Source organism: Halorubrum sp. CGM4_25_10-8A (assembly GCF_005435025.1).
GTDB classification, from domain to species: domain Archaea; phylum Halobacteriota; class Halobacteria; order Halobacteriales; family Haloferacaceae; genus Halorubrum; species Halorubrum ezzemoulense.
Genome location: NZ_SGTX01000007.1, coordinates 135,623 through 158,003, shown reverse-complemented (window position 1 = coordinate 158,003; position 22,381 = coordinate 135,623). Strand labels below are relative to the sequence as shown.

General features: G+C 71.6%; 23 protein-coding genes and 1 pseudogene. 12 read left to right on the top strand and 12 right to left on the bottom strand.

Annotated features, from left to right (window positions below; genetic code table 11):
- Nucleotides 1-315, top strand: a 315-nt coding sequence (locus EXE52_RS09800; RefSeq protein WP_137703715.1) for an SHOCT domain-containing protein, incomplete at its 5' end; no start/stop codon positions are given.
- Between the two features lie 13 nt (nucleotides 316-328).
- On the opposite strand, the gene purQ is transcribed toward EXE52_RS09800, so the two are convergent.
- Entirely contained in the window at nucleotides 329-1,006 is a 678-nt protein-coding gene (gene purQ / locus EXE52_RS09795) for a phosphoribosylformylglycinamidine synthase I (RefSeq protein ID WP_089307644.1), read from the bottom strand.
- Nucleotides 1,007-1,094: 88 nt separating this feature from the next.
- Nucleotides 1,095-1,346 (bottom strand): phosphoribosylformylglycinamidine synthase subunit PurS, encoded by a 252-nt coding sequence (gene purS, locus EXE52_RS09790; protein WP_004595793.1) that lies wholly within the window; start codon nucleotides 1,344-1,346, stop codon nucleotides 1,095-1,097.
- A gap of 180 nt (nucleotides 1,347-1,526) precedes the next feature.
- Here purS and EXE52_RS09785 point away from each other — a divergent pair, with 180 nt between their 5' ends.
- Together EXE52_RS09785 and EXE52_RS09780 are read left to right on the top strand one after the other, a co-directional pair.
- On the top strand, nucleotides 1,527-2,504 hold the full coding sequence (locus tag EXE52_RS09785; RefSeq protein WP_049929552.1) for a formyltransferase family protein: 978 nt from the start codon (nucleotides 1,527-1,529) through the stop codon (nucleotides 2,502-2,504).
- A 98-nt stretch (nucleotides 2,505-2,602) separates the two neighbouring features.
- Nucleotides 2,603-2,791 (top strand): hypothetical protein, encoded by a 189-nt coding sequence (locus EXE52_RS09780; RefSeq protein WP_049929553.1) that lies wholly within the window; start codon nucleotides 2,603-2,605, stop codon nucleotides 2,789-2,791.
- A 53-nt stretch (nucleotides 2,792-2,844) separates the two neighbouring features.
- On the opposite strand, the gene EXE52_RS09775 is transcribed toward EXE52_RS09780, so the two are convergent.
- From EXE52_RS09775 to EXE52_RS09760, 4 genes are read right to left on the bottom strand one after another with little or no spacing between them, the layout of a single operon-like run.
- Nucleotides 2,845-3,618, bottom strand: a complete 774-nt coding sequence (locus EXE52_RS09775; protein WP_089307645.1) for a class I SAM-dependent methyltransferase — start codon at nucleotides 3,616-3,618, stop codon at nucleotides 2,845-2,847.
- Nucleotides 3,615-4,748, bottom strand: a complete 1,134-nt coding sequence (locus EXE52_RS09770) for a glycosyltransferase family 4 protein (protein ID WP_089307646.1) — start codon at nucleotides 4,746-4,748, stop codon at nucleotides 3,615-3,617. Before EXE52_RS09770 ends, EXE52_RS09775 begins: the two co-directional genes overlap by 4 nt.
- A gap of 7 nt (nucleotides 4,749-4,755) precedes the next feature.
- Complete coding sequence (locus tag EXE52_RS09765) at nucleotides 4,756-5,127, bottom strand: 6-carboxytetrahydropterin synthase (protein WP_049929556.1); 372 nt, start codon at nucleotides 5,125-5,127, stop codon at nucleotides 4,756-4,758.
- The gene (locus tag EXE52_RS09760) at nucleotides 5,115-6,173 is read right to left on the bottom strand and encodes a zinc-binding alcohol dehydrogenase (protein WP_089307647.1); all 1,059 of its coding nucleotides are present in this window, start codon (nucleotides 6,171-6,173) and stop codon (nucleotides 5,115-5,117) included. Before EXE52_RS09760 ends, EXE52_RS09765 begins: the two co-directional genes overlap by 13 nt.
- A gap of 166 nt (nucleotides 6,174-6,339) precedes the next feature.
- Here EXE52_RS09760 and EXE52_RS09755 point away from each other — a divergent pair, with 166 nt between their 5' ends.
- Nucleotides 6,340-6,720 (top strand): hypothetical protein, encoded by a 381-nt coding sequence (locus EXE52_RS09755; protein WP_086216580.1) that lies wholly within the window; start codon nucleotides 6,340-6,342, stop codon nucleotides 6,718-6,720.
- Nucleotides 6,721-6,754: 34 nt separating this feature from the next.
- Here EXE52_RS09755 and EXE52_RS09750 read toward each other — a convergent pair whose 3' ends face one another.
- Nucleotides 6,755-7,537, bottom strand: coding sequence for a CDP-alcohol phosphatidyltransferase family protein (locus tag EXE52_RS09750; protein WP_089307648.1), 783 nt, complete (start codon nucleotides 7,535-7,537; stop codon nucleotides 6,755-6,757).
- Nucleotide 7,538: 1 nt separating this feature from the next.
- A complete protein-coding gene (locus tag EXE52_RS09745; protein WP_089307649.1) occupies nucleotides 7,539-10,502 on the bottom strand; it encodes an ATP-dependent helicase in 2,964 nt (987 codons plus the stop codon).
- Between the two features lie 134 nt (nucleotides 10,503-10,636).
- Between EXE52_RS09745 and cmk the strand changes: the two genes are divergently transcribed.
- Complete coding sequence (gene cmk / locus EXE52_RS09740; RefSeq protein ID WP_049929561.1) at nucleotides 10,637-11,251, top strand: (d)CMP kinase; 615 nt, start codon at nucleotides 10,637-10,639, stop codon at nucleotides 11,249-11,251.
- 30 nt (nucleotides 11,252-11,281) lie between these two features.
- On the opposite strand, the gene EXE52_RS09735 is transcribed toward cmk, so the two are convergent.
- Together EXE52_RS09735 and EXE52_RS09730 are read right to left on the bottom strand one after the other, a co-directional pair.
- Entirely contained in the window at nucleotides 11,282-12,295 is a 1,014-nt protein-coding gene (locus EXE52_RS09735; RefSeq protein WP_137703714.1) for a hypothetical protein, read from the bottom strand.
- 137 nt (nucleotides 12,296-12,432) lie between these two features.
- A complete protein-coding gene (locus EXE52_RS09730; RefSeq protein WP_089307651.1) occupies nucleotides 12,433-12,903 on the bottom strand; it encodes an MGMT family protein in 471 nt (156 codons plus the stop codon).
- A 130-nt stretch (nucleotides 12,904-13,033) separates the two neighbouring features.
- On the opposite strand from EXE52_RS09730, the gene trpC reads away from it, so the two are divergent.
- The 6 genes from trpC (at nucleotide 13,034) to EXE52_RS09700 (ending at nucleotide 18,885) form a co-directional block, all read left to right on the top strand.
- Entirely contained in the window at nucleotides 13,034-13,888 is an 855-nt protein-coding gene (gene trpC, locus EXE52_RS09725; RefSeq protein WP_089307652.1) for an indole-3-glycerol phosphate synthase, read from the top strand.
- Entirely contained in the window at nucleotides 13,885-15,198 is a 1,314-nt protein-coding gene (gene trpB, locus EXE52_RS09720) for a tryptophan synthase subunit beta (RefSeq protein WP_049929566.1), read from the top strand. Before trpC ends, trpB begins: the two co-directional genes overlap by 4 nt.
- Entirely contained in the window at nucleotides 15,199-16,053 is an 855-nt protein-coding gene (gene trpA / locus EXE52_RS09715) for a tryptophan synthase subunit alpha (protein WP_086216587.1), read from the top strand.
- A gap of 85 nt (nucleotides 16,054-16,138) precedes the next feature.
- Nucleotides 16,139-16,930: a 2-amino-3,7-dideoxy-D-threo-hept-6-ulosonate synthase gene (locus EXE52_RS09710; protein WP_049929569.1), complete on the top strand. Its 792-nt coding sequence runs from the start codon at nucleotides 16,139-16,141 to the stop codon at nucleotides 16,928-16,930.
- A gap of 96 nt (nucleotides 16,931-17,026) precedes the next feature.
- Nucleotides 17,027-18,199, top strand: coding sequence for a 3-dehydroquinate synthase II (locus EXE52_RS09705; RefSeq protein ID WP_089307653.1), 1,173 nt, complete (start codon nucleotides 17,027-17,029; stop codon nucleotides 18,197-18,199).
- A 71-nt stretch (nucleotides 18,200-18,270) separates the two neighbouring features.
- Entirely contained in the window at nucleotides 18,271-18,885 is a 615-nt protein-coding gene (locus tag EXE52_RS09700) for a hypothetical protein (RefSeq protein WP_049929571.1), read from the top strand.
- A 47-nt stretch (nucleotides 18,886-18,932) separates the two neighbouring features.
- Here the strand turns inward: EXE52_RS09700 and EXE52_RS09695 are convergent.
- Nucleotides 18,933-19,648 (bottom strand): annotated as a pseudogene (locus EXE52_RS09695) (SDR family NAD(P)-dependent oxidoreductase).
- Between the two features lie 154 nt (nucleotides 19,649-19,802).
- Between EXE52_RS09695 and EXE52_RS09690 the strand changes: the two are divergent.
- A complete protein-coding gene (locus tag EXE52_RS09690) occupies nucleotides 19,803-20,741 on the top strand; it encodes a carbohydrate kinase family protein (RefSeq protein ID WP_089307654.1) in 939 nt (312 codons plus the stop codon).
- A 70-nt stretch (nucleotides 20,742-20,811) separates the two neighbouring features.
- Here the strand turns inward: EXE52_RS09690 and EXE52_RS09685 are convergent, their stop codons facing one another.
- The gene (locus tag EXE52_RS09685) at nucleotides 20,812-22,338 is read right to left on the bottom strand and encodes a carboxypeptidase M32 (RefSeq protein WP_086215788.1); all 1,527 of its coding nucleotides are present in this window, start codon (nucleotides 22,336-22,338) and stop codon (nucleotides 20,812-20,814) included.
- Nucleotides 22,339-22,381: the final 43 nt, after the last annotated feature.

Genomic DNA, 22,381 nt, shown 5'->3' with positions numbered 1-22,381 from the left:
GGGGGGATGGGCGGTATGGGCGGCGCGACGGGGCTCGTTTCGCTCGTCGCCGTCCTCGCGGTCGCGGCGCTGCTCGGGGCGAGCGTCGTCGGCGTCCGGGCGTTGGCTCGTGACGCCGACGGAGAATCGAAGTCGGACGGAGCGGACGAAACTGCGGTCGAACGCCTCCAGCGACGGTACGCGGAGGGCGAACTCACGGAGGCGGAGTTCGAGCGGGCGCTGGAGCGCGAACTGGGGAGCGACGGGACGACCGAAGCCGGGGCGGGGCCGGTCGGCGAACCGGACCCGGCGCGGGAAGCGAAGCGGGCGCGGTAGTGTCGGGGCGCGGTCAGGTGAACGCTTCGAGGATCCCCGCGCCGTCCGTGCTGCGGCCGAGGTCCGGGAGCGTGGCGCGTTCCGGGTGCGGCATCAGCACGGCGACGGTCTCGCGCTCGCCGAGGACCCCGGCGACGTTGTCGGTCGAGCCGTTCGGGTTCGCGGCGTCGGTGACGTTCCCGTCGGCGTCGCAGTACCGGAAGAGGACGCGGTCGTCGCCGACGAGGTCGGCGTGGGCGTCCGCGCTTATCTCGAAGCGCCCCTCGCCGTGGGCGATCGGGACCTCGATCACGTCGCCCTCGTCGTAGGCGGCGGTCCACGGCGTGTCAGCGCGCTCGACGCGCAGGTGGACCGGCTCACACTGGAAGCGCGCGGAGGCGTTTGTGGTGAACGCGCCGGGCGTCAACCCGGACTCCGAGCCGATCTGCGCGCCGTTACAGACCCCGATCACGGGGACGCCCTCGTCGGCCGCCTCGCGGACCTCCGCCATGATCGGATCGCGCGCCGCCATCGCGCCGGCGCGGAGGTAGTCGCCGTAGGAGAACCCGCCGGGGAGGACGATCCCGTCGGGGTCGTCGGGGAGGCCGTCCGCGTGCCAGACGCGCTCGGCGTCGACGCCGAGGTGGTCCAGCGCGCGGACCGCGTCGCGGTCACAGTTGGAGCCGCCGAACTGGACGACGGCGACCGTCACGCCGCCCACCTCGCCTGGGCGGCCGTGACCGTCGGGTCGGCGCGGGTCGCGCCGGTGACGATCGGCGTCGTCTCGACGACGGCGACCGTCATCGCTCCGCGACCGCCACGTCGTAGTCGTGGATCGTGGGGTTCGCGAGCAGCCGCTCGGCCATCTCGTCGGCGCGGTCGGCGGCCTCGTCGGCGTCGGCGGCGTCAAGGTCGACCTCGAACCGGTCGGCCGAGCGGAGGTCCGACAGCTCGAACCCGAGCCGTTCGAGCGCCTGCTGGGTCGTCTCGGCCTCCGGGTCGAGGACGCCCCGCTTCAGCCGGACCGTCACCGTCGCCGTGTATGCTGTCATGGTCGTTGGTGCGGAGTCGTGTGTAAAAACCGTTTTGGAACGCCGTTTATACGCACATTTGTGGATACATGCCGGTCTTTCGTGCGGGAAGCAGAAACGGCGCGGAACGAAAGGGGCAAACCCCTCCGCCTTCTCCACAGGGTGTATGCAGCCGCTCGAACCCGCGGAGGTGATCGTCGCATGACCCGCGAACTGACCGAGATCACGGTCGTCGGAGGAGACAAGACCGGACTCATCGCGCGGGTCACCTCCCTGCTGTTCGAGCGGGGAATCAACATCGAGGACCTCGACCAGGCGGTCCGCGAGGGCGTCTTCCGGATGACGACTCGCGTCGACACCGCCGAGATGGAGACCTCGCGCGGCGAGCTCCGGCGCGCGCTCGCCGAGCTCGGCCGCGAGCTCGACGTCGACATCCAAGTCCGGTTCCCGAGCGACCGCGACGCGCGCCGCGTCGCGCTGCTCGTCACGAAGGAGACGCACGCCCCCGAGGCTCTGTTAGAGGCGGAGGAGCGCGGCGAACTCGCGGACGACGGCGAGGCTGAGATCCCGGTGGTCATCGGCAACCGCGGCGACCTGCGGTCGCTCGCGGAGCGCTACGACAAGCCGTTCTACGACGTGGGCGACGGCAACGGCAACACCGACGAGGGCCGGCTCCTCGACCTGCTCGCCGAGTACGACGTGGACCTCATCGCGCTGGCGCGCTACATGCGCATCCTCTCGCCGGAGGTCGTCTTCCGGTACGAGGGCCGGATTATCAACGTCCACCCCTCGCTGCTCCCGGCGTTCCCCGGTGCCGAGGCGTACCGACAGGCGAAGGACGCGGGCGTCCGAATCGCTGGCGTCACCGCCCACTACGTCACGACGGACCTCGATCAGGGCCCGGTGATCGCCCAGCGCGCCTTCGACGTGCCGCCGGGGGCCGAGGTCGACGAGATCAAGCGGCGCGGGCAGCCACTCGAGGCCGAGGTCCTGCTCGACGCTGTCCGGCTCCACCTCGCGGACGCCATCGCGGTTCACCGCGGCACCGTCCACGTCCGCGAAGACGTCGATGTCGACGCCCAACTCGGGCTGAGCGACGCCGCGGTGAACGCGAACCCGGACGAGCCGGTCGACGGCGAACCGCTCGGCCGATCGCCGCCGTCACCGTCTGACGACTGAGCGACCGCGACCGAGCCGGACCGGCGGGTCGGCCCGATCGGCGCCGTCCGAACGGTCCGCAGGGCAGTTTTAACTAAGCGCGTGCGCAACTGAGTCCAATGCCCGAGTGTCGCGCGCTGACGGCGTTTCTCGCGGACACCGCCGGGGTCGTCCGCAGCGACGAGCGCATGATTCTGCTTTTCCTGCTGCTGCTGTCGATCGCGGCGCTGGCCGTGTTCCTCCACTACACGACGCTCGTGCTCGAGGGGCTCCCGGAGCCGATTCCGACCGAGCCGATCGGCCCATAGTTCGTCCCCTGACAAGGATAGACCGGGCCGGACTCCTCCGTCGATCGAGGGCGTCAGTCGAGGCGGACCAGCAGGTCCCGGTTCGCGGCCTCGTAGCGGAGCCGCCCGTCCTTGAGCGCCGCTCGCCGCCGCTCCGCCCAGTCGCTCGCGTCGTATCCGGTCTCTCCGACCGCCTCTTCGACCGTATCGAGCAGGTGCGCGAGGACCGTCCGCTCGCCGGACTCGTAGGGGGGCTCGATCCGCCACGGAGACGGCCCCTCCGCGATCACGGTCGCCTCCCGAGCCAAGGCCGCCGCGCCGTCCGGGCCCCCGGCCCTGAACTCCCGCATGTGTCGGTGGTAGCGGTCGAGGACGGCGTCGTCGTCGGGGTCCGCTGGCGCGAAGCGCGTCTCGCCGTCGTAGGTTATCGGCGCGTACGCGACGGGGGCCACGTCCGCGAGGGCGGCGACCGCGGGCGCCGCGTCGACCACGTCGAAGAACGCGCAGCCGACGACGGCGTCGAACCGGTCTCCCGCGGCCACCGCCTTGCTCACAGCGTCGAAGGCGTCGGCGACGCGGTACTCGACGGCCACGTCGCCCACCGCCTCCCCGACCCGGGCCTCGCCCGCGGCGAGCGCGGCCTCGTGGGCGTCGACCGCCACCCACCGGCCCCCCTCGATCACGCCCCAGTCGACGAGGCGCTCGACCATCGTCGCCGTCCCGGCGCCGACTTCGAGTATCTCCGGCTCCGGCGGGAGTTCGGCGGCGAACCGATCGAGGACCTCGCGGTTCAGAGAGCGGTCGTCGAGCGCCCGCTTCGCGTCGAGGTACGTCGCGTGGTCGGTCACGCGGCGTCACCCCGCGGCCTCTCGCTACCGGTCGCCGCCAGGAAGTCGACGACGCGGTCGAGCGTCTCGGGCCACCCCGGGCGCGCCTCGTAGTCGCGGCGCGCGGCGATCCCCATCTCCGCCAGCCGGTCGCGGTCGTCGAGGTCCCGGAGCGCCCGGGACACGGCGCGGGGGTCGCCAGGCGGAACGAGGACCCCGGAGTCGCCGTCGCGGACGAACTCGCTCGCCCCGCCCGCGGTCGTCGCCAGCGGAACGCAGCCGAACCCCATCGCTTCCAGGTACACCATTCCGAACGGCTCGTACTGCGAGGGCACCGCGAGGACGTGGCTCTCGCGCAGCCGCGCCGCGACGGTCGCGTCGTCGAGTCGGCCGGCGAACCGGACCCGGTCGCCGATCCCGGCCTCGGCGGTCATGCCCTCCACGCGCTCGACGTGCTCGGGCGCGATCGTCCGATCGCCGACGACGGTCAGCCGCCAGTCGACCGCGGCGCGGTCGAGCCTGGCGACTCCCTCGACGAGCGTATCGAGCCCCTTCCGCGGGACGACGTTGCCGAGGAACGTCACCTCCAGCGGGCCGGATCGCGCTCGCTCGCGGATCTCCGAGGCGGAGACCACCGGTTCGAAGCGGTCGCCGGCCGGCGGCGCGACCACGCTGCGCGCCGGCCCGCCGAGCCCGGCCGCGTCCCGGCGGGTCGTCTCGGCGTTGTACACCGCGGCGTCGACCCCGCGGAGGAATCGGCGCTCGATCGCCGCGACCCCGCGCCGACCGAGTCCGGCGCGGACCCGCTCACCGGCTCCCGTCCCGCTCGATCGCACCCCTTCAGCCGCCCGCGCACGCCACGCGATCATGTGGACGAGCGCGACCGACGGCGCGTCGAGCCGTCGGTTGGCGCACAGCACGGAGGGGTGCGCCAGCCCGTCCTCAACGACGACGTCGAACTCCGAGAGCCGGTCGGCGAGCCGGCGGGCGCGGAGGTTCGGCGCGAGTCGCTCCCGGTACGAGCCCCGCGGGAGCGAGACGACCTCGACCGCGTGCCCGCGCTCGCGGAGCCGGTCGCGGAGCCGCCGGTCGTAGTAGAACCCGCCGGACTCGGACTCGATGTCGCCGGCGAGGACGAGCGTGACGCGCATCGGACGGTCACCGCAGGTCGCCGGTGAACGAGACGCTCGCCACGTCGTCCTCGCGGACGGTCACCGTCAGCTCCGTCGCGGCCGGGGCGTCGACGGTCGCGAGCGCGTCGAACAGCGCCCGGGCCAGACGCTCGGCGCTCGGGTTGCCCTCTAGGTGGTCGTTGAGCGTCTCGTCGCGGTAGCGCTCCGCGGCGTCGCTCAGGGCGTCGAGCGCGAGGTCGATATCGAGCAGGTAGCCGTACTCGCCCAGTTCCGGGCCGCGGAACGTCGCCTCCGCGGTGAACACGTGAGAGTGAAGCGCCGCCTCGTCGGCTGGCGGGTTGGGGACGGTGAGGTAGTGCTGTGCGACGAACGACTCGGTGACGGTCAGTTCGTACATGGGTAAGTGAAGAGGAGTTGGAGGGTCGGCTCGGTCTCGTCGGCGAGCCGGCGGTACGCGCTCGCCGCCCGGCCGACCGGGACGCGGTCGGTGACGAGGCGGTCCGTCACGTCGAGGTCGTCGTCGAGTCGGCGGAGCTCGCGCCAGGCGGTCTCGCGGCGGCGGTCGCGGTCCCAGCGCCCGCGGAGCTCCGGCGCGATGGTGGTGACCTGACTGCTGCGGACGGTGACGCGCCCGCGGTGGAAGTGGTCGCCGAAGCCGAGGTCGGCGCGCTTGGTCCCGTACCACGATCCGACGAGGACCCGGCCGTCGAACCGCGTCGTCTCGACGGCCGTTTCGAGCGTCTCGGGCCGGCCCGACACCTCGACCGCGAGGTCGACGCCGCCCGTGTGCTCGCGCACGGCGTCGACGACGCCCCCCCGCCCGCCGTATCGGCTCGGGTCGACGACGGCGTCGGCGCCGAACTCGGCCGCGAGCGACCGGCGGCGGTCCTTCGGCTCGACCGCGACGACGGTCTCGGCGCCGCTCCGCGCGAGCAGCGCTGTCGTGAGCAGCCCCACGACGCCCTCGCCGAACACCGCGACGCGCTCGCCGATCCGGGGAGCGGCGTCGAGCGTCAGCGTGACCGCGGTCTCGGCGTTCGCGAACAGCGTCGCCGTCTCCGGGTCGATCCCGTCGGGGACCGGACGCAGGGCGTCCGGGGCGACGGCGAACCGGGTCTCGTGGGGGTTGAACGCGAAGACGGTGCGACCGCGCCACGCGGGGTCGACCGCGTCGCCGACAGCGGTCACGCTCCCGACGACCGCGTAGCCGTAACGGAGCGGGTACGAGAGGTCGCCGTCGAGCGCGGGCAGCTCCTCGTCCGCGACCGTCTCCGGGTCGAGTTCGCCGCGGTACGCGAGCAGCTCCGATCCGGCGCTCACCGCGGAGACGGTGGCGTCGACGACCACTTCGTTGGGACCGGGGACGGGCGCCTCCGTCGGGACGACCTCGACGCGCTCCGGACCGACGAACTCTACGGCCCGTCCGGCGTCGCCGTCGCTCACGCGGACTCACCCGTCCGCGGTCGACGACTGAGACGATGTGGCATTGGCGATCACACGGACCGATCCGTCATAAACCCACGGCGGCGACGGTCGGCGCCCCCTCGTCGGCCGTCGATTCGGGGGCGGGAGTAGACATAAGCCGACCGAGTCCGTGGGTCGCACATTCATGACACGCACCGACACCGGCGTCGACGTCGAATCGTTGACCCCCCTCCACTGGATCGGAATCCTCGCCGCGACCGTGTCCGGGATCGTCCACGTCGCGCTCGGCTTCCTGGTCGGGGGGGCGTTGGGGATCTCGTTCTTCTTCGCGACTCTGGGCTTCGGCGCGGGCGTGACGGCGATCGTCTCGGGGTACCGCCGCCGGCTGGTGTACGCGCTCGGAATCCCGTTCACCGCCGGACAGATCGTCCTGTGGTACGTCATCAACTTCGTCTTCGGGACGTACTCGTTCCCGGCCGACGTCGGCGTCTACGGCGCCGTCGACAAGGTCGCGCAGGTCGCGCTGATCGCCGTCCTCGCGGTCCTGTTGTCCCGAGAGTCCTGAGGCTCTCCGCGCGCAGACGGCGGGAGCGTTTCGGTCACTCGCGGTTCGCGGTCGGCGGGTCGTCGCGGCCGAGCCGTCCCGTCGCGGCCGCCCAATCGCGAGCGAAACTCGCCAGCAGCGCCGCGAGCGCGACGCCCGCGAACGCGGCGAGCGGGGAGGCCGCCCGAGCGCCCCCGACGCCCGGCACGAGCGCGACCGCGACGGCGGCGAACTGCGCGGTGCCGACGAACGGGCGGACCCGGCTCGGCGGGAGCTCGTACACCGGCGCGCCGGTCCGCCGCCGCCACCACAATGACCCTGCGTAGGCGTACCAGACGCCGCCGGCGAGGAGGTACCACGCCGGGAGCGCCCCGAGCGCGACGGCGACCGCGGCCCCGACGAGGACGGCCAGCGCGTCGGTCGCGCCGTCGAGGCGAGCGCCGAGGATCGTCTCCCGTGTCCGGCGGGCGACCGCCCCGTCGACCGCGTCGAGGCTGACCGCGCCCGCGAACAGCGCGGCGGGGATCCACGGGTGCGGCGGGGCGGCCGCCAGCGCGCCGGCGAGGACCGACGCGAGCCAGCCGCGGAACAGCGTGATCGCGTTCGCCGGGCCGAGCCGCGGGCGCGGCCCGTCGACGCCGGGTCGGTGGTTCGCACCGAGGTGGGTCCACGCGTACGCCGCCAGGTACGCGCCCGGTCCGGCCGCGGCGAGGACCCACGCGGTCCCGAACGTGCGCCACAGCGCGGCGAGCCCGAGCGCGCCGAGCGTCACCGCGCCGGCGAACCGGAGCCGGAGCCGGGAGCGCGGCGACGCCGTCGACGGCGCGGGCTCCGCCATCTCAGTCGCCCTCCCGGTCCCCGGGCGGTTCGGCGTCGCGGTCGGCGCTCCGCGGCCCGTCGCCGATTTCCTCCATGACGCGGGCGTGGAACTCCCGCAGGACCGCGGACTCGTCGTCAGCGATGACCGTGTCGGAGTCGACGAGCGTCGCCAGCCCGAACGCGAGCGGGCTCGGCGAGTCGACGACGCGGTGTTCGACCGCGAGGTTGCCGCCCGCGATCCGGCCGACGGCCTCACGGATCCCCCCCACGTCGAGGCGGTCCTCCAGCAGTTCGCGGTACGTCTCCTCCAACACGGCGAACTCCTCCAGATCGGCCGCGAACGACAGCAACATTTCGGCGGAGACCTGCTGTTCGGCCGCCGACTTCTCGTACCCCTTGTACCGCTTCAGGATGAGCAGCGCGCGCCCGGCGTTGATCCGGAAGTAGCGCTGGAGCAGGTCGGTCCCCTGAACGGCCTCGCGGAGGTCCTCCCGGACCGTCTCCGGGTCGAGGTCGGCGAGGATACCCGCCACGTCGACCTTGCGGTTGAGCGGGAGCGCGAGGCTGAACCCGCGATCCGCGACCGCGACCGCGACGTTGGCGTCGGTCCGGTTCGCCACCGCCGCCGCGACGAGCCGCGAGAGGCCGTCGTTGAACCGGCGCCCGCACGTCGAGTGGACGTAGAAGCGGCGCTTGTACTCGCTCCGGTCGAGCTCCTCCTCGACGACGAGGCGGTCGGGCGTCGAGACGGCCTCGGCGCCGGCGTACCGGACCTGCTCGTCGTACATCCGGGCGAGCGCGCGGACGGCGTTCCCGTCGAGGGGGAACTCGCGGAGCCACGCTCGGACCGCGGCGGGGCCGGCGCTCGGGTCATCGCCGGCCAGCCGGTCGAGGAGTTCGGCCTGGAACGCCAACACCTCGCGGGCGAGGTCCGCCGAGAGGGGAAGTCGCTCGGCGAACCACGAGGGGACGGTCGGGCGCTCGCTCGTCCGGTCGGCGTACACCTTCGAGCCGCGGCGGTAGCGGAACGCGAACCGCTCGCCGCCAAGCGCGAACACGTCGCCGGACTCCAGCGTGTCGAGATACGACTCGTCGAGCGTGCCGACCCACTCGTCGTCGCGCGTGAACACGTCGCAGGTGAACGAGTCGGGGATCGTCCCTACGTTCGTCATGTAGATGACCCGCGCGAGCCGCCCGCGCTTCCCGACGAGCGTCTCGCCGACCGGGTACTCGGGGTAGTGGTGCTCGCCGTCGGGCGGGTCGTTGCCGTCGCGCCACACCTTCGGGTAGACGTTCTTCTCCTCCAGTCCGTCGTAGTCGCCGGTGAGGTACCGGAACAGCCGATCGTACGCCTCGTCGTCGAAGCCGCGGTACGGGTGCGCGCGGCGCAGCACCTCCCGGACCTCGCGGTCGGGGCGGATCCGGTTGATGGCCATCCCGTACACGTGCTGGGCGGCAACGTCGTAGGCGCCCTCGGGCGGGAACACCCGGTCCACGAACCCCTCCTCAGCGCGCGCGAGCAGCGTCGCGCACTCGATCAGCTCGTCCCGGTCGAGGGCGAACACCCGTCCCTCGACGGTCTCGCCCGGGCTGTGGCCCGCCCGGCCGACGCGCTGGAGCAGCGCCGCGACCGACTTCGGCGAGCCGACCTGAACCACGAGGTCGAGGTGCGGCATGTCGATGCCGAGCTCGAGGCTCGTCGAGGTGGTGACCACGTCGAGATCGCCCGACTTCAGCCCCTCCTCGACCCGCGTTCGCTGCGTCTCGCCGAGGCTCCCGTGGTGGACGCCCGAGTCCGACTCGTCGTAGTCGAACCGCTGGCGGAGCTCCTGAAGGGTTCGCTCGGCGCCAGACCGTGAGTTCGTGAACACGAGCGTGTTCTTGTGGGCCTCGACGAGGTCGTGAAGCGACTCGTAGAAGCGGTCGGTCACCGCCGACCGCGGCGTGTGGATGAGGTCGGCCGCCGGCGTCCGGAGTTCGAGGTCGAACTCGCGGGCGAACCGCGCGTCGACCACCTCGCAGGGGCGCGTCTCGAACCCCTCGAACTCGCCGACAGCGCCCGCGGCGCGCTCGCGCCCCACGAGGAACGAGGCGATCCCGTCGAGCGGCTCGACCGTCGCCGAGCAGCCGATCCGGGTGATGTCGCCGGGCGCGTGCGGCGCCGGGCCGCCGGCCGATTCCCCTGCGTCCGAACCCTCGTTGCGCGCCAGTTCCGTCAGTCGCTCCAGCGACACCGCGAGGTGGGTACCGCGCTTGTTCGCCGCCAGCGAGTGGATCTCGTCGACGATCACGTACTCGACGGTCCGGAGCTTCTCCTTGAACTTCGGCGAGTTGAGCAGGATCGCCAGCGTCTCCGGCGTGGTGTTGAGGACGTGCGGCGTCTCCGAGAGCATCGCCTGTCGGTCCGCCTTCGAGGTGTCGCCGTGGCGGATCGCCTGCCTGACGCCGGGGTCGTAGGCGCCGTCCGAGGCCGCCCCGTCGTCGCCGTCGCGGGTCGCGCTCTCCGCCTCCGCGGCGGCGACCGCCTCGCCGATCCCCGCCAGCGGGGTTTCGAGGTTGCGCTCGATGTCGTTCGCGAGCGACTTCAGCGGCGAGACGTAGAGGCAGTAGACGGAGTTCTCGAGTTCGCCGTCGCGGTCGCGGGCGAAGAGGTCGTCGAGGACCGCGAGGAAGGAGGCGAGCGTCTTCCCGCTGCCGGTCGGGGCGGCGACGAGGCAGTTCCGGCCGTCGTCGACGTGGGGGATCGCCTCGCGCTGCGGCGGCGTGAAGAAGCCGCCGTTCTCGCCGACGTACCCGCCGAAGCGTTCGACCCACCAGCGGCGGACCGGCGGCGAGAGCCGGGCGAGCACGTCGGCGTCCGCGATCGGGACCGACTCCGGGTCGAAGTCGGGGTCGGCGATCGCGCCGCGCTCGACCGCGTCGCGGAGGAGCGCCCGCGCGGCGGCCTCGTCGCCGCGGTCCGTGGTTTCGCTCACGGCGATCACGAGGGCTCCGGACGGGAAATCGGTTGCGTCGAACCGCGTCGCCCGCCCGGCGGCGAGACGGCCCGCCCGGCCGGTCCGGCGGGCGTTCCCGCAACCGACCCGTTTATCCGACGGCCTTCCGTGGCGCAACACGCATGAGCGGCACCTCGCCGGAGCCCGACAGACGGATCGACCGGAACCTGTTCGTCACCGTCTCCGGCCCGCCGGGCTGCGGGGCGACGACGCTCGTCGAGGGGATCGCCGACGCGCTCGACTGCGGCTACGTCTCCGGGGGCGAGCTGTTCCGCGAAATCGCGGCCGAGCGGGACATGAGCCTCTCGCAGCTCATCGCCGAGACCGGCGAGTCCGAGGAGATCGACCGGGCGCTCGACCAGCGGCTCCGTCGCATCGCCGAGAAGTGGGGAACCGCGAACAAGGCGTTCGTGCTGGAGTCGCGGCTGGCGGGCTGGCTCGCCGGCAACCGCGCCGACATCCGGATCTGGCTCGACGCGCCCGACGAGGTCCGCGCGGACCGCACGGCCGACCGTGAGGAGATGACCTCGGAGATGCAGGTCCGAGAGGTAATCGAGGAGCAGCGGTACAAGTCCTACTACGGGATCGATCTGTCCGACCGCTCTATCTACGACCTCGCGATCAACACGGGGCGGTGGGACGCCGAGGCGACGCTCGACGTCGCGCTCACCGGGATCGAGCGCTACGACGTCGACGCCGACGAGGGCGCGTTCGACACGCCCGACTTCGAGATCTGAGCCGGCCGGTCGGCCGGGCTGCCGTCGCGGTCAGAACTGGAAGACCGCGCTGAACTGGTTCACGTGCCAGGGGCCTGGGTAGACGCCCCACACCTGGTCGTCGTAGTGGAACGCGCCGACGAAGTGGATCTCGTCCTCCTCTCGCAGGTCGTTCGCGATCTCGCTGAGTCGGTCCGCGCTCTGCCCGTAGTCGTCGGCCTCGCCGACGAACGGGTATCCCGGCTCGTTGAACCCGGGGATCCCGGTCAGGTCGCCGCCCTCGTTGAAGACGCGAATCCCGCCGTCGCCGTTCTCGTCGACCGTGAAGTCGTTCTCCGAGTCGCCGTCGCCGCCGAACTTCTGGCCGAGGTTGTGGAAGCCGACCAGCCCGTTCCCGGCGGGCGTCACGAACGGGTCGCTCGGGCCGAGGTCGCCGTCGTCCGCGAGCGCGGCGAACTTGACGACCCAGATCGTGTACTGACCGTTCGGCAGCGCGTTCTCGACGTTGATGTTGACGCGCGTTCCGGTCGCGCCGCCGTTCCCATTGCCGTTCCCGCCGTTCCCGTTGTCCGGCTTCACGCCGCCGACGGTCGCCGTTCCGCCGACCGCGCCGTATTCGCCCCACGTCACCGGGACCCACGAGCCGTCGTACCCTTCCTCGCGGTCGTATCCCGCCGGCGGTCGGACGACCTGATGCTTCCCGTCGTTCAGCGAGCGACCGAGCGTCGAGTCGTACTCCTCGCTTCCCTCGATGATCTCGTCGAGCGGGATCGAGACCGGCGCCGGATCGAACAGTTCAACGTCCGGGTCGAACGGCGGGACCTCCCCGGCTGCGTTCGTGATGAAGTTCGGGTTCGGTAAGACGTTGATCTCCGCGCTGGCACCGTTGCCGCCCCCGCCGTTTCCGTTCCCGCCGTTTCCGTTACCCTTCCTCTGCTTCGCGCTCGCGGTCGTGCTCGACAACCCGGCGAACCCGGCAACTCCGAGGAAGCCGAGCGCCCCCCGACGCGACATCGCAGTCATCGGTCCGTCCGTCTCCGCTCCCATTCGCTTCTCACCGTTCATATCGAATCACCAACGACAGTTGTAACGGCCCGGGCGCGGCGGTATTAGAGCTGACTCGGTCGTGTATCTATAATGAACGATAACAAAGAATTCTTATACGCGATACGCCGGTCGCGCGCGCTGACGCCGGGGTGCCGTTACCGAGAGACTCCCTCGACGCGCCGGAGCTCGCTCCGCACGTCGCTCGGCGTCGCGTACGGCCCGCCGCTCACCCGGTGGTCCGGCAGCAGGACCGGGATCGGGTTGTCGGCGAGCGCTCCCGTCACGACCTCCAGGTCGTCCGGGTCGTCGGGGTCGAACCCGCCGAGCCGCGCGAGTCGGCTCACGGAGACCTCCTCGCCGTACGGGACGCTCCGGAGCGCCTCCAGCGCCTCGCGCCGGTCCGTCGGGACCGTGAGGCCGAGCGCGACCTCGGCGAACTCGTCGCGCTCGCCGCCGAGGTACGCGTCGATCCTGTCTAACAGGTCGTGGTCGCCGTCGGCGTCGCCGGGGTGCTCGGCGGGGAACGACACCGAGATGACGCGACCGCCGGCGAACCCGATCTGGACGGTCCGACCGATCTCGTCGAACTGCCGGGCGAAGACGCCGGACGTACCGGACAGGCTCATACCCTTCGTTGGAAGGGTGAATCACTTAAGTCATCGGCACGGGAACGTGTTCGGCTTCTCTGTGAGAAGCTACGGCGTCCCGGCCGCCCCCGCAAGCCTTATGAACAGATACGTACATTAGTGTATAGTAATGGACGATCCAGACGAGCTGGCGCCGGCGGTCAGGTCGATCCTGTCCGGCGCCCGGGAGCGGGCGAGCGCGGCCCGGGGAGCCGACGGGGACATCTCGGTCTCGCCGCGCGACCTCTCGGCCGCGTTCGAACGGGCCGACGCCGAGGACCGCGTCCCGCTTATCGCCGAGGTGAAGCCCACGAGCCCGACGACCGAGGGAAGCCGCGAGGACGACCCCGTCGCGCTCGCGGAGGGGATGGTCGCCGGCGGGGCGGCCGCGCTGAGCGTGCTCACCGAGCCGGGGCACTTCGGCGGGAGCGTCGACACCCTCGAACGCGTGCGCGACGCGGTAGACGTACCGGTCCTCCGGAAGGACTTCGTCGTCGAGGAGGCGCAGCTCGACGCCGTCGAGAGCGACGTGGTCCTGCTCATCGCCCGCTTCGTCGGCGACGACCTCCCGACACTGCTCGAGGCCGCCCGAGACCGGGGATTCCAGGTCCTCGTCGAGGTCCACGACCGGGAGGAGCTGGAGCGCGCGCTCGACGCGGGCGCGACGACGATCGGCGTGAACAACCGCGACCTCGCGGAGCTAGTCGTCGACCTCGGAACCTTCGAGTCCGTGGCGCCCCACGTCCCGGACGAGGTCACGCTGATCGCCGAGAGCGGCATCGGATCGCCCGCCGACGTCCGCCGGATGCGGGCCGCGGGCGCCGACGCGCTGCTCGTCGGGAGCGCGATCATGGACGGCGACGTGGCGGCGAACACCCGCGAACTGGTGCGGACGGAGGCCGGCGGCGACGAGGCGACCGCGGACGGCGATGACGCGGCGGCCGCGGACGACGACGCGACGGAGACAACGGAGACACCCACATGAGCGAGACCGACACGCGGACGACGGAAGCAACGGACGGCGCGGTGCCCTCGCGGCGACCGGGCCGCGAGCGCGGGCGCGACGACGGGAAGTTCGGCCGGTACGGCGGCCAGTACGTCCCGGAGGCGCTGATGCCCGCCATCGAGGAGCTGGCCGACGCGTACGAGCGCTACGTCCTGAACAACGAGGACGGGTTCATGGACGAGTTCCGCGAGCGGCTCGCGGCGTTCGGCGGGCGGCCGACGCCGCTCCAGCGCGCCGACCGGCTCTCGGAGCGCTACGACACGGAGGTGTTCCTCAAGCGCGAGGACCTCCTCCACGGCGGCGCCCACAAGCTGAACAACGCGCTCGGGCAGGTCCTCTTGGCGAAGTACATGGGCAAAGAGCGCATCATCGCGGAGACGGGCGCCGGCCAGCACGGCACCGCGACGGCCATGGCGGCCGCGCACCTGGACATGCCCTGTACGATCTACATGGGCGAGCGCGACATCAACCGCCAGCGCCCCAACGTGTTCCGGATGAAGCTCAACGGGTCGGAGGTCAAGCCCGTCACCACCGGGCGCGGCACCCTCAAGGAGGCCATCTCCGAGACGATGCGCGACTGGGCGGAGACCGTCGAGGACACCCACTACGTGATCGGGTCGATCGTCGGCCCGCACCCGTTCCCGGTCATGGTCCGCGACTTCCAGGCGGTCATCTCCGAGGAGGCGCGCGAGCAAGCGATCGAAAAGACGGGCGGGCTCCCGACCGACGTGGTCGCCTGCGCGGGCGGCGGGTCGAACACGATGGGCACGTTCGCCGACTTCGTCGACGACGAGTCCGTCGCCCTCCACGCGGTCGAGGCGGGCGGCTCCACCCTCGAAGTCGACGAGGAGGAGGGCGTCGCGCCGAACTCCGCGTCGCTGTACGCGGGCGACGAGGGCGTCCTCCACGGGGCGCGGACGAAGCTGCTCCAGGACTCGGACGGGCAGATCATGGAGAGCCACTCCGTCTCCTCCGGGCTCGACTACGCCGGCGTCGGTCCGGAGCTCGCGTACCTCGTCGACGAGGGCCGCGTCGACCCGGTCGCGGTCGACGACGACGCCGCCTTGGAGGGGTTCCACCGGCTCTCGAACACGGAGGGGATCATCCCGGCGCTGGAGACGGCGCACGCGTTCGGCTACCTCGAGGAGCACCACGAGGACCTCGGCGAGCGCGTGATCGTGAACGTCTCGGGGCGCGGCGACAAGGACCTCGACGCCGCCATCGAGGAGACCGACCAGCGGGACGTGCCGAACGCGCCGGACATGTCGATGTTCACGGAGGGAATCTGAATGGGGGAGCCCGCCAACTCCTCGGCGATCGCCGCGGCGTTCGCGGACGGCCCGGCCTACGTCCCGTACCTCGTCGTCGGCGATCCGGACTACGAGTCGTCGAAGGCGTACGTCGAGGCGCTCGACCGCGGCGGCGCGGACGTGATCGAGCTCGGCCTCCCCTTCTCCGAGCCGATCGCGGAGGGGTCGACGATACAGGAGGCGCTCGTCCGCTCGCTCGACGCGGGGATGACGCCGGAGCGGTTCTTCGCGTTCGCGGAGGACCTCGACGTGGACGCCGCGTTAGTCTGTATGACGTACTACAATCTCATTTACCAGTACGGTGAGGGCGAGGGACCGCGGCCCTTCGTCGAGCGCGCCGCCGCGGCCGGGATTCAGGGCCTCGTCGTCCCCGACCTGCCGGCCGAGGAGGCGGACCCGTTGCGCGAGGCCTGCGACGAGTTCGGGCTCGACCTCGTCTTCATCGTCGCGCCGACGACGCGCGCGGACCGCCTCGACCGGCTCATGGAGCGCGTCTCGGGCTACGTGTACGTCCAGGCCCGGCTCGGGACGACCGGCGCCCGAGACGACGTCTCAGACCAGACCACGGCGAGCCTCGACCGGCTCCGCGAGTACGACGTGCCGAAGGCGGTCGGGTTCGGCATCTCGTCCGGCGAGCACGCCGAGCGGATCGTCGCTGGCGGCGCCGACGGGATCATCGTCGGCTCCGCGCTGGTCGACATCGTCGCCGAGGGCGTCGCGGAGGACCTCCCGACCGCGGCGGTCGCCGACCGGCTGGAGGCGCTCTCCCGCGAACTGACCGAGGGCGCGGAGCGCGGCCGCCGCTCGCGGGCCGAGGCGACAGAGTCGGTCTGATCCCGGCGCCTCGGAGCCAATACGTCCCCGAACGAAACCCACTTACCTACGATTGCCACACTCTCACACAACGACCCACCCCACTATGACAGCAGGACTCTCGGCACGACTCGACCGCATCTCCACGAACGACCGCTACCTGATCGTCCCGATGGACCACGGGATCACGATGGGCGCCGTCGAGGGGCTCGTCGACATCGAGTCGACGATCGACGGCGTCACCAGCGGCGGGGCGGACGCGGTGCTCACCCAGCGCGGGATCGCGGAGCGCGTCCACCCGAACAAGAACGACGCGGGGTACATCGTCCACCTCAACGGCTCGACGACGATCGGCCCCGACGAGAGCGACAAGCGCGTCACCGGCACGGCGGCGGACGCGGTCCGGGCCGGCGCCGACGCCGTCTCCTTCCACATCAACGTCGGCTCGGAGTACGAGCCGAACCAGATCGAGGACCTCGCGGAGCTGACCGCCGACGCGGAGCGGCTGGGGCTCCCCGTCCTCGCGATGGCGTACGCCCGGGGCCCGGGCGTCGACGAGTCCGACCCGGAGGCCCTCGGACACGCCGTCAGGCTCGCCGAGGAGCTCGGCGCCGACGTGGTGAAGACCGGGTATTCGGGCGACGGCGACTCGTTCGCCCGCGTGACGGAGTCGACGCGGCTCCCCGTCGTCATCGCCGGCGGCTCGAAGGGCACCGACCGGGAGACGGTCGAGATGGTACGCGGCGCGATGGACGGCGCCGCCGCCGGGGTGTCGATGGGGCGGTCGATCTTCCAGCACGACGACCCGGAGGGGATCGCGAGAGCGGTGTCGGCGGTCGTCCACGACGACGCCGGCGTCGACGAGGCGCTGCGGGCGGGCGGGTTCGTCGAGGCCTGAGGGCGGGCCGAGCGCCCGCGGTCGACCGTGCGAGATCCGGTCGGACTCCCTGTTCCTTTCGCAGTTTTCAAGCCGCCGCGCCGTGAGGTTCCGACAATGACACGCACGGTCTGGGTCAAAGCCGACGGCACCGTCGGCGACTGGGAGGCGCGCAAGCGACGGGTCACCGCCGCCATCGAGGCCGGCGCGGACTGGGTGCTCGTCGACGAGGGGGACGTCGGCCGGGTCCGGGAGCTGGGCGACGTGAACGTGGCCGCCTTCCGATCGGACGCGGACGTGATCGACGACGCCGAGAGCGACGCCGAGGCCGACGCGTACTTCGTCGGGAAGGGCGGGGAGGGCGACGGGACGATCGACATGCCGGAGGACCTCTCCGGGTCGGCCGACCTGACCACGCTGCGCCGCCGCGACGACCGCGCGCAGGGCGCATACGTCCGCATCCTCGGCACAGGGTACGAGGCGTTCGCCGAGGCCGCCGCCGACGACGCCGAGTTCACCGTGATCGTGGGCGAGGACTGGTCGATCATCCCGCTGGAGAACCTGATCGCCCGCGTCGGCGAGGAGACCCACCTCGTCGCCGGCGCGACGACGGCCGCGGAGGCCCGGACCGCCTTCGAGACGCTGGAGATCGGCGCCGACGGCGTCCTCCTCGACGCCGACTCACCCGACGAGATCCGCGGCGCGGTCCAGGCCCGCGACGCCGCGGACCGCGAGACGCTCGATCTCCGCTACGCCGAGGTGACCGAGATCGAACAGACCGGGAGGGCCGACCGGGTCTGTATCGACACGGGGTCGCTGATGGACGACAGCGAGGGGATGCTCGTCGGCTCGATGTCTCGCGGGCTCTTCTTCGTCCACGCCGAGACGGCGGAGTCGCCGTACGTCGCCTCGCGGCCGTTCCGCGTGAACGCGGGGGCGGTCCACGCCTACGTCCGCAACTCGGAGGGCGGCACCAACTACCTCGCCGAACTGTCGAGCGGCGACGAGGTCCAGGTCGTCGACACGGACGGCCACACCCGCGAGGCGGTCGTGGGCCGGGTAAAGATCGAGAAGCGCCCGATGTTCCGGATCCAAGCGGAGATCGAGACGGAGGACGGGACCGACCGGATCGAGACGCTCATCCAGAACGCCGAGACCGTGAAGATCGCGACGGGCGAGGGCCGCAAGGCCGTCACCGAGGTCGAGCCGGGCGACGAGGCGCTCGTCTACTACGAGGACGTCGCGCGCCACTTCGGCGAGGCCGTCGAGGAGAGCATCATCGAGAAGTGACCGCCGCGGCGGAAACCGGCCGCGTTCGTGTCGACCAGAACGCATTTTAGAGTTGATTGTTATCAGACGGCATGGCAGTCGCTAACGAGACCGATCGCCGCATCGTCGAACAGGGGTTCGTCGATCGAGTCCAACACCTCGCCCGGGCCGCGAATCCGGCGTTCGCGGCCGGGAGCCTCCTCGTCCCGCTGGCGTTCCTCGGGGCGAGCCTCGCGCTCGGGAGCACCGAACTGCTCTTCTACACGCACGTCGCGGCCGGGGCGGTCTGGTTCGGGTTCGCGCTGATCTTCCCGGCGATCATCGGTCCGACGCTCGGTGGTCTCGGCGAGGAGGCGTCGGCCGCGGTCACGACGACGCTGGTGCCGAAGGCGGTCTTCTTCCTCGTCGGCTTCTCGCTGACGACGGTGCTGTCCGGAACGGTGCTGTTGACGCCCGACCTCGGCCTCGGCTACGGCTTCGGCGGCGCGTGGTCGGGGGCCGCGCTCGCGCTCGGCTGGGGGCTGTTCGCGTTCGGGATCGCCGTGCCGCACCGGCTCCAGCTCAGCGCCTACTACGAGACGCTGTCGCCGGATCCGGACGCCTCGCGGCTCGAATCGATCGAGAAGAAGAACCTCGTCGTCGGACTGTTCGAGGGGGCGATGATGCTCGTGCTCATCGTCCTGATGACCGGGTTCCGGCTGGGATAAGCGCGGAGCGAGTGCGGGGACGGCCCCTCGGGGCGTCCGCGTCGCCCTCACCAAGGGACCCGCTCGCGGTCCTTCCAGAGCAGTCCCCCCGGGCCCCCGGTGCGAACCTGGCGAGCCACACCGGGGTCTCGGCCCCTTTCGACGGCGAGCGGGGCGCACCGTCCCCGCCCATGTCAGTCCGAACCCACCCGGGGGAGGCGGCGTTGGCGATGAGTCCCCGATCGCCGTACTCCCCGTCGAGGTAGGCCGTCAACCCTCCGAGACCGACCTTCGACAGCCGGTACGGCGGATACTCGCCCTCCATTCGTCCCTCCGTGAAGCGTCCGAGGCCCGACGACATGGAGACCACGCGCCCGCCGGGGCCGTCCAGAAGCAGCGGCAGCGCCCGCTTCGTCAGCAGGACCGGGCCGCGGAGGTTCACGGCCATCGTCCGGTCGAAGTCGGCCTCGTCCATCTCGTGAAGCGGTCCCGACCGGGAGAAGATCCCGGCGTTGTTCACCAGAACGTCCAACGACCCCCGCTCTCGTTCGATCCGGTCGACCGCCGCCCGGATCTGCCCGTCGTCGGTCACGTCCAGTTCGACGGCGCGCTGGTCCGCCGCGGTGACGTCGTTCGGGTCTCTGGCCCCGGCGTACACGGTCGCTCCCAGTTCCGCGAGACCCGCGGCGATCTCGGCTCCGATACCGCGGTTCGCGCCCGTGACGAGGGCGACGTCGTCGGTCAGGTCCGGCTTGAGGTCGATCTCGGGCTGCGGCTGCGACATATGGATCGGGGACGCCCTCCGGCCGGAAATATCCCACAGCCGGACGCACGCTCGGTCTCGGCCACGGGTGGCCGGATCGCGGGCGCGGCTGAGGGGGAATCGAGTGGATAGATTCATGCGGGTACCGCTACAGCGTAGCGAACACGGTGCGACAGTGAGTGACAGCGACCGAGGAGTGGCGGTCGTCGGCGACACGACGGTCGACCTCTACCCCACGGACGGCGGACCGATCGCGCCCGGGAGCGGCTTCGAGTGGCACGTCGGCGGCACGGCGACGAACGCCGCCCGATGGGCCGCTGCGGCCGGCTGCGAGGTCGACCTCGTCACGAACGTCGGGACCGACGTGCTCGGGGCGGCCGCCGCCGGGGACCTCGCGAACGGCCCGGTCGGCACGGAACGCCTCGCGCGGGTCGACGCGCCGTCACCGCTGACGCTGTACACCGGGGCGGCGGGCGACGAGGAATGGAACGCGTGGGTGGCCGGAAGCTGTTACGGGTTCACACCACCAGAGGATCCGGCGTCGTTCGCGGCCTCGTACGAGTGGATCCTGCTGGAGGGAGTCACGCTGCCGGCCGCGGTGAACGGGGCGACGGTCCGCCGCCTCGCCGCGGCGGCCGCGGAGCGCGGCACCCGCGTCGCGTTCGACCTCAACGGGCGTCCGAACCAGTGGTCGGGCCCGGAAGAGTACCGAGACGCGCTGCGAGAGGTCCTCCCGCGCTGCGACCTGCTGTTCGCCGGGACGGACGACCTCGCGGTGGCCGGCGTCGAGCCGACGCCGGCGGGCCTGCTCGAACTGCTCCCGGCGGACCACTCCGCGACGGCGTTCGTCACCGACGGCGGCGACGCGACGCGGGCGATGCGGATCGACGACGGGGCCGTCACGGAGCGCCTGACCGTCGCTCCCCCCTCGGCGACGGTTGCCACACCGGCCGGCGCCGGCGACGCGTTCGCGGGCGCGGTCCTCGCCGCGCGGCACGGCGGCGCGTCGGACCTCCGCCGGCTGGCGACGGTCGGCAACGCCGCGGGGGCGGCCGCAGTGGAGACCGTCGGCGCGTTCGACGCGGACGCCGCCGCGACGGACCGGTCGTTCTGACGCACGAGCGCGTCCCGCCGAGGACCGTCGACGGTGGTAGAAAAGCGGGTTCGGAGCGCTCGACGGCGCCTCAGATCCCGTACAGCTCGCCGTACTTCTCGTCGACGTAGTCGAGGAAGGCGTCGGCGGAGAAGTCCTCGCCGGTCGCGCGCACCACCAGTTCGTTCGTCTCGTAGCGGGCGCCGTGCCGGTGGACGTTCTCGCCGAGCCAGTCGCGGAGGTCGCCGAACTCGCCCTCGGCGATCTTCGCGTCGAGGTCGTCGATCTCGGCCTCGGCGGCCTCGAACAGCTGCGCGGCCATCACGGAACCGAGCGAGTAGGTCGGGAAGTAGCCGAAGTTGCCGTGGCTCCAGTGGATGTCCTGGAGACACCCCTCCGCGTCGTTCTCGGGACGGATACCGAGGTACTCCTCGTACTTGTCGTTCCAGACCTCGGGCACGTCCTCGACGTCGAGGTCGCCGCGGATCAGGTCGCGCTCGATCTCGAACCGGACGACGATGTGGAGGTGGTAGGTGAGCTCGTCGGCCTCGACGCGGATGAGATTGTCCTCGTACACCTGGTTGAACGCCTCGTAGGCGTCGCGGACCGTCGCGTCCTCGGTCTGCGGGAAGTGCTCCTGAAAGACGGGAAGGAACTCCTGCCAGAACGCCTCGCTCCGGCCGACGTGGTTCTCCCAGAGTCGCGACTGCGACTCGTGGACCGAGAGGTCGCGCGACGTGCCCAGCGGCGTGCCGAAGTGCTCCTGCGGGAGCCCGAGGTTGTACTGCGCGTGGCCGAACTCGTGGATCGTCGAGCCGACCGCGCCGAGCGGGTCGGTCTCGTCGAACCGGGTCGTCACCCGGCAGTCGAACTGGTTCCCGGACGTGAACGGGTGCGAGGAGACGTCGAGACGGCCGCGGTCGAAGTCGTAGCCGACGAGCTCGAGCGCCTCTCGCGAGAGCGACTCCTGCTCGTCCTCGGGGAAGGTCCCCTCGAAGGTGTCGACGGCGAGGTCGACATCGGACGCGCGGATCTCCTCGATCATCGGGACGAGCGCCTCGCGGAGCTCGGTGAGGATCGACTCCGCGCGCTCCATCGAGAGGCACGGCTCGAACTCCTCGAAGAGGACCTCGTAGGGGTCTCGGTCGGGGTCGATGTGCTCCGCGTACTCCCGCTTCAGCTCGACGTGTTTCTCCAGGTACGGCGCGAAGGTCTCGAAGTCGTTCTCGGCCTTCGCCTCCTCCCACGCCTGAAGCGCCTCGGAGCCCGTCTCGGAGATCTCCTCGACGAGTTCGACCGGGACGGCGTCGGCGCGCTCGTACTCGCGGCGGACCTCCCGGACGACCGCGGCCTGCTCGTCCGTGAGGTCGGCGTCGTCGAGTTCGTCGAGCAGTTCGCCCGTCTCGTCGGCGGTGACCATGTCGTGGTGGACCGAGGAGAGCGCCGAGAGCTGCTTCGACCGCGCGGGCGTGCCGCCCTCGGGCATCATCACCTGCTGGTCCCAGCCGAGGACGCCGGAGGCGCTCCCGACCGCGTTCCACCGCTGGACGCGGTCGAGGAGCGCGCCGTAGGCGTCCGGTGCGTCGGCTGCGTCGTCTGTCGCGGCTTCCGTTGCCATACGTCACGGATCGATCCCAGTCAATAAGAAGGGACCGAACGCG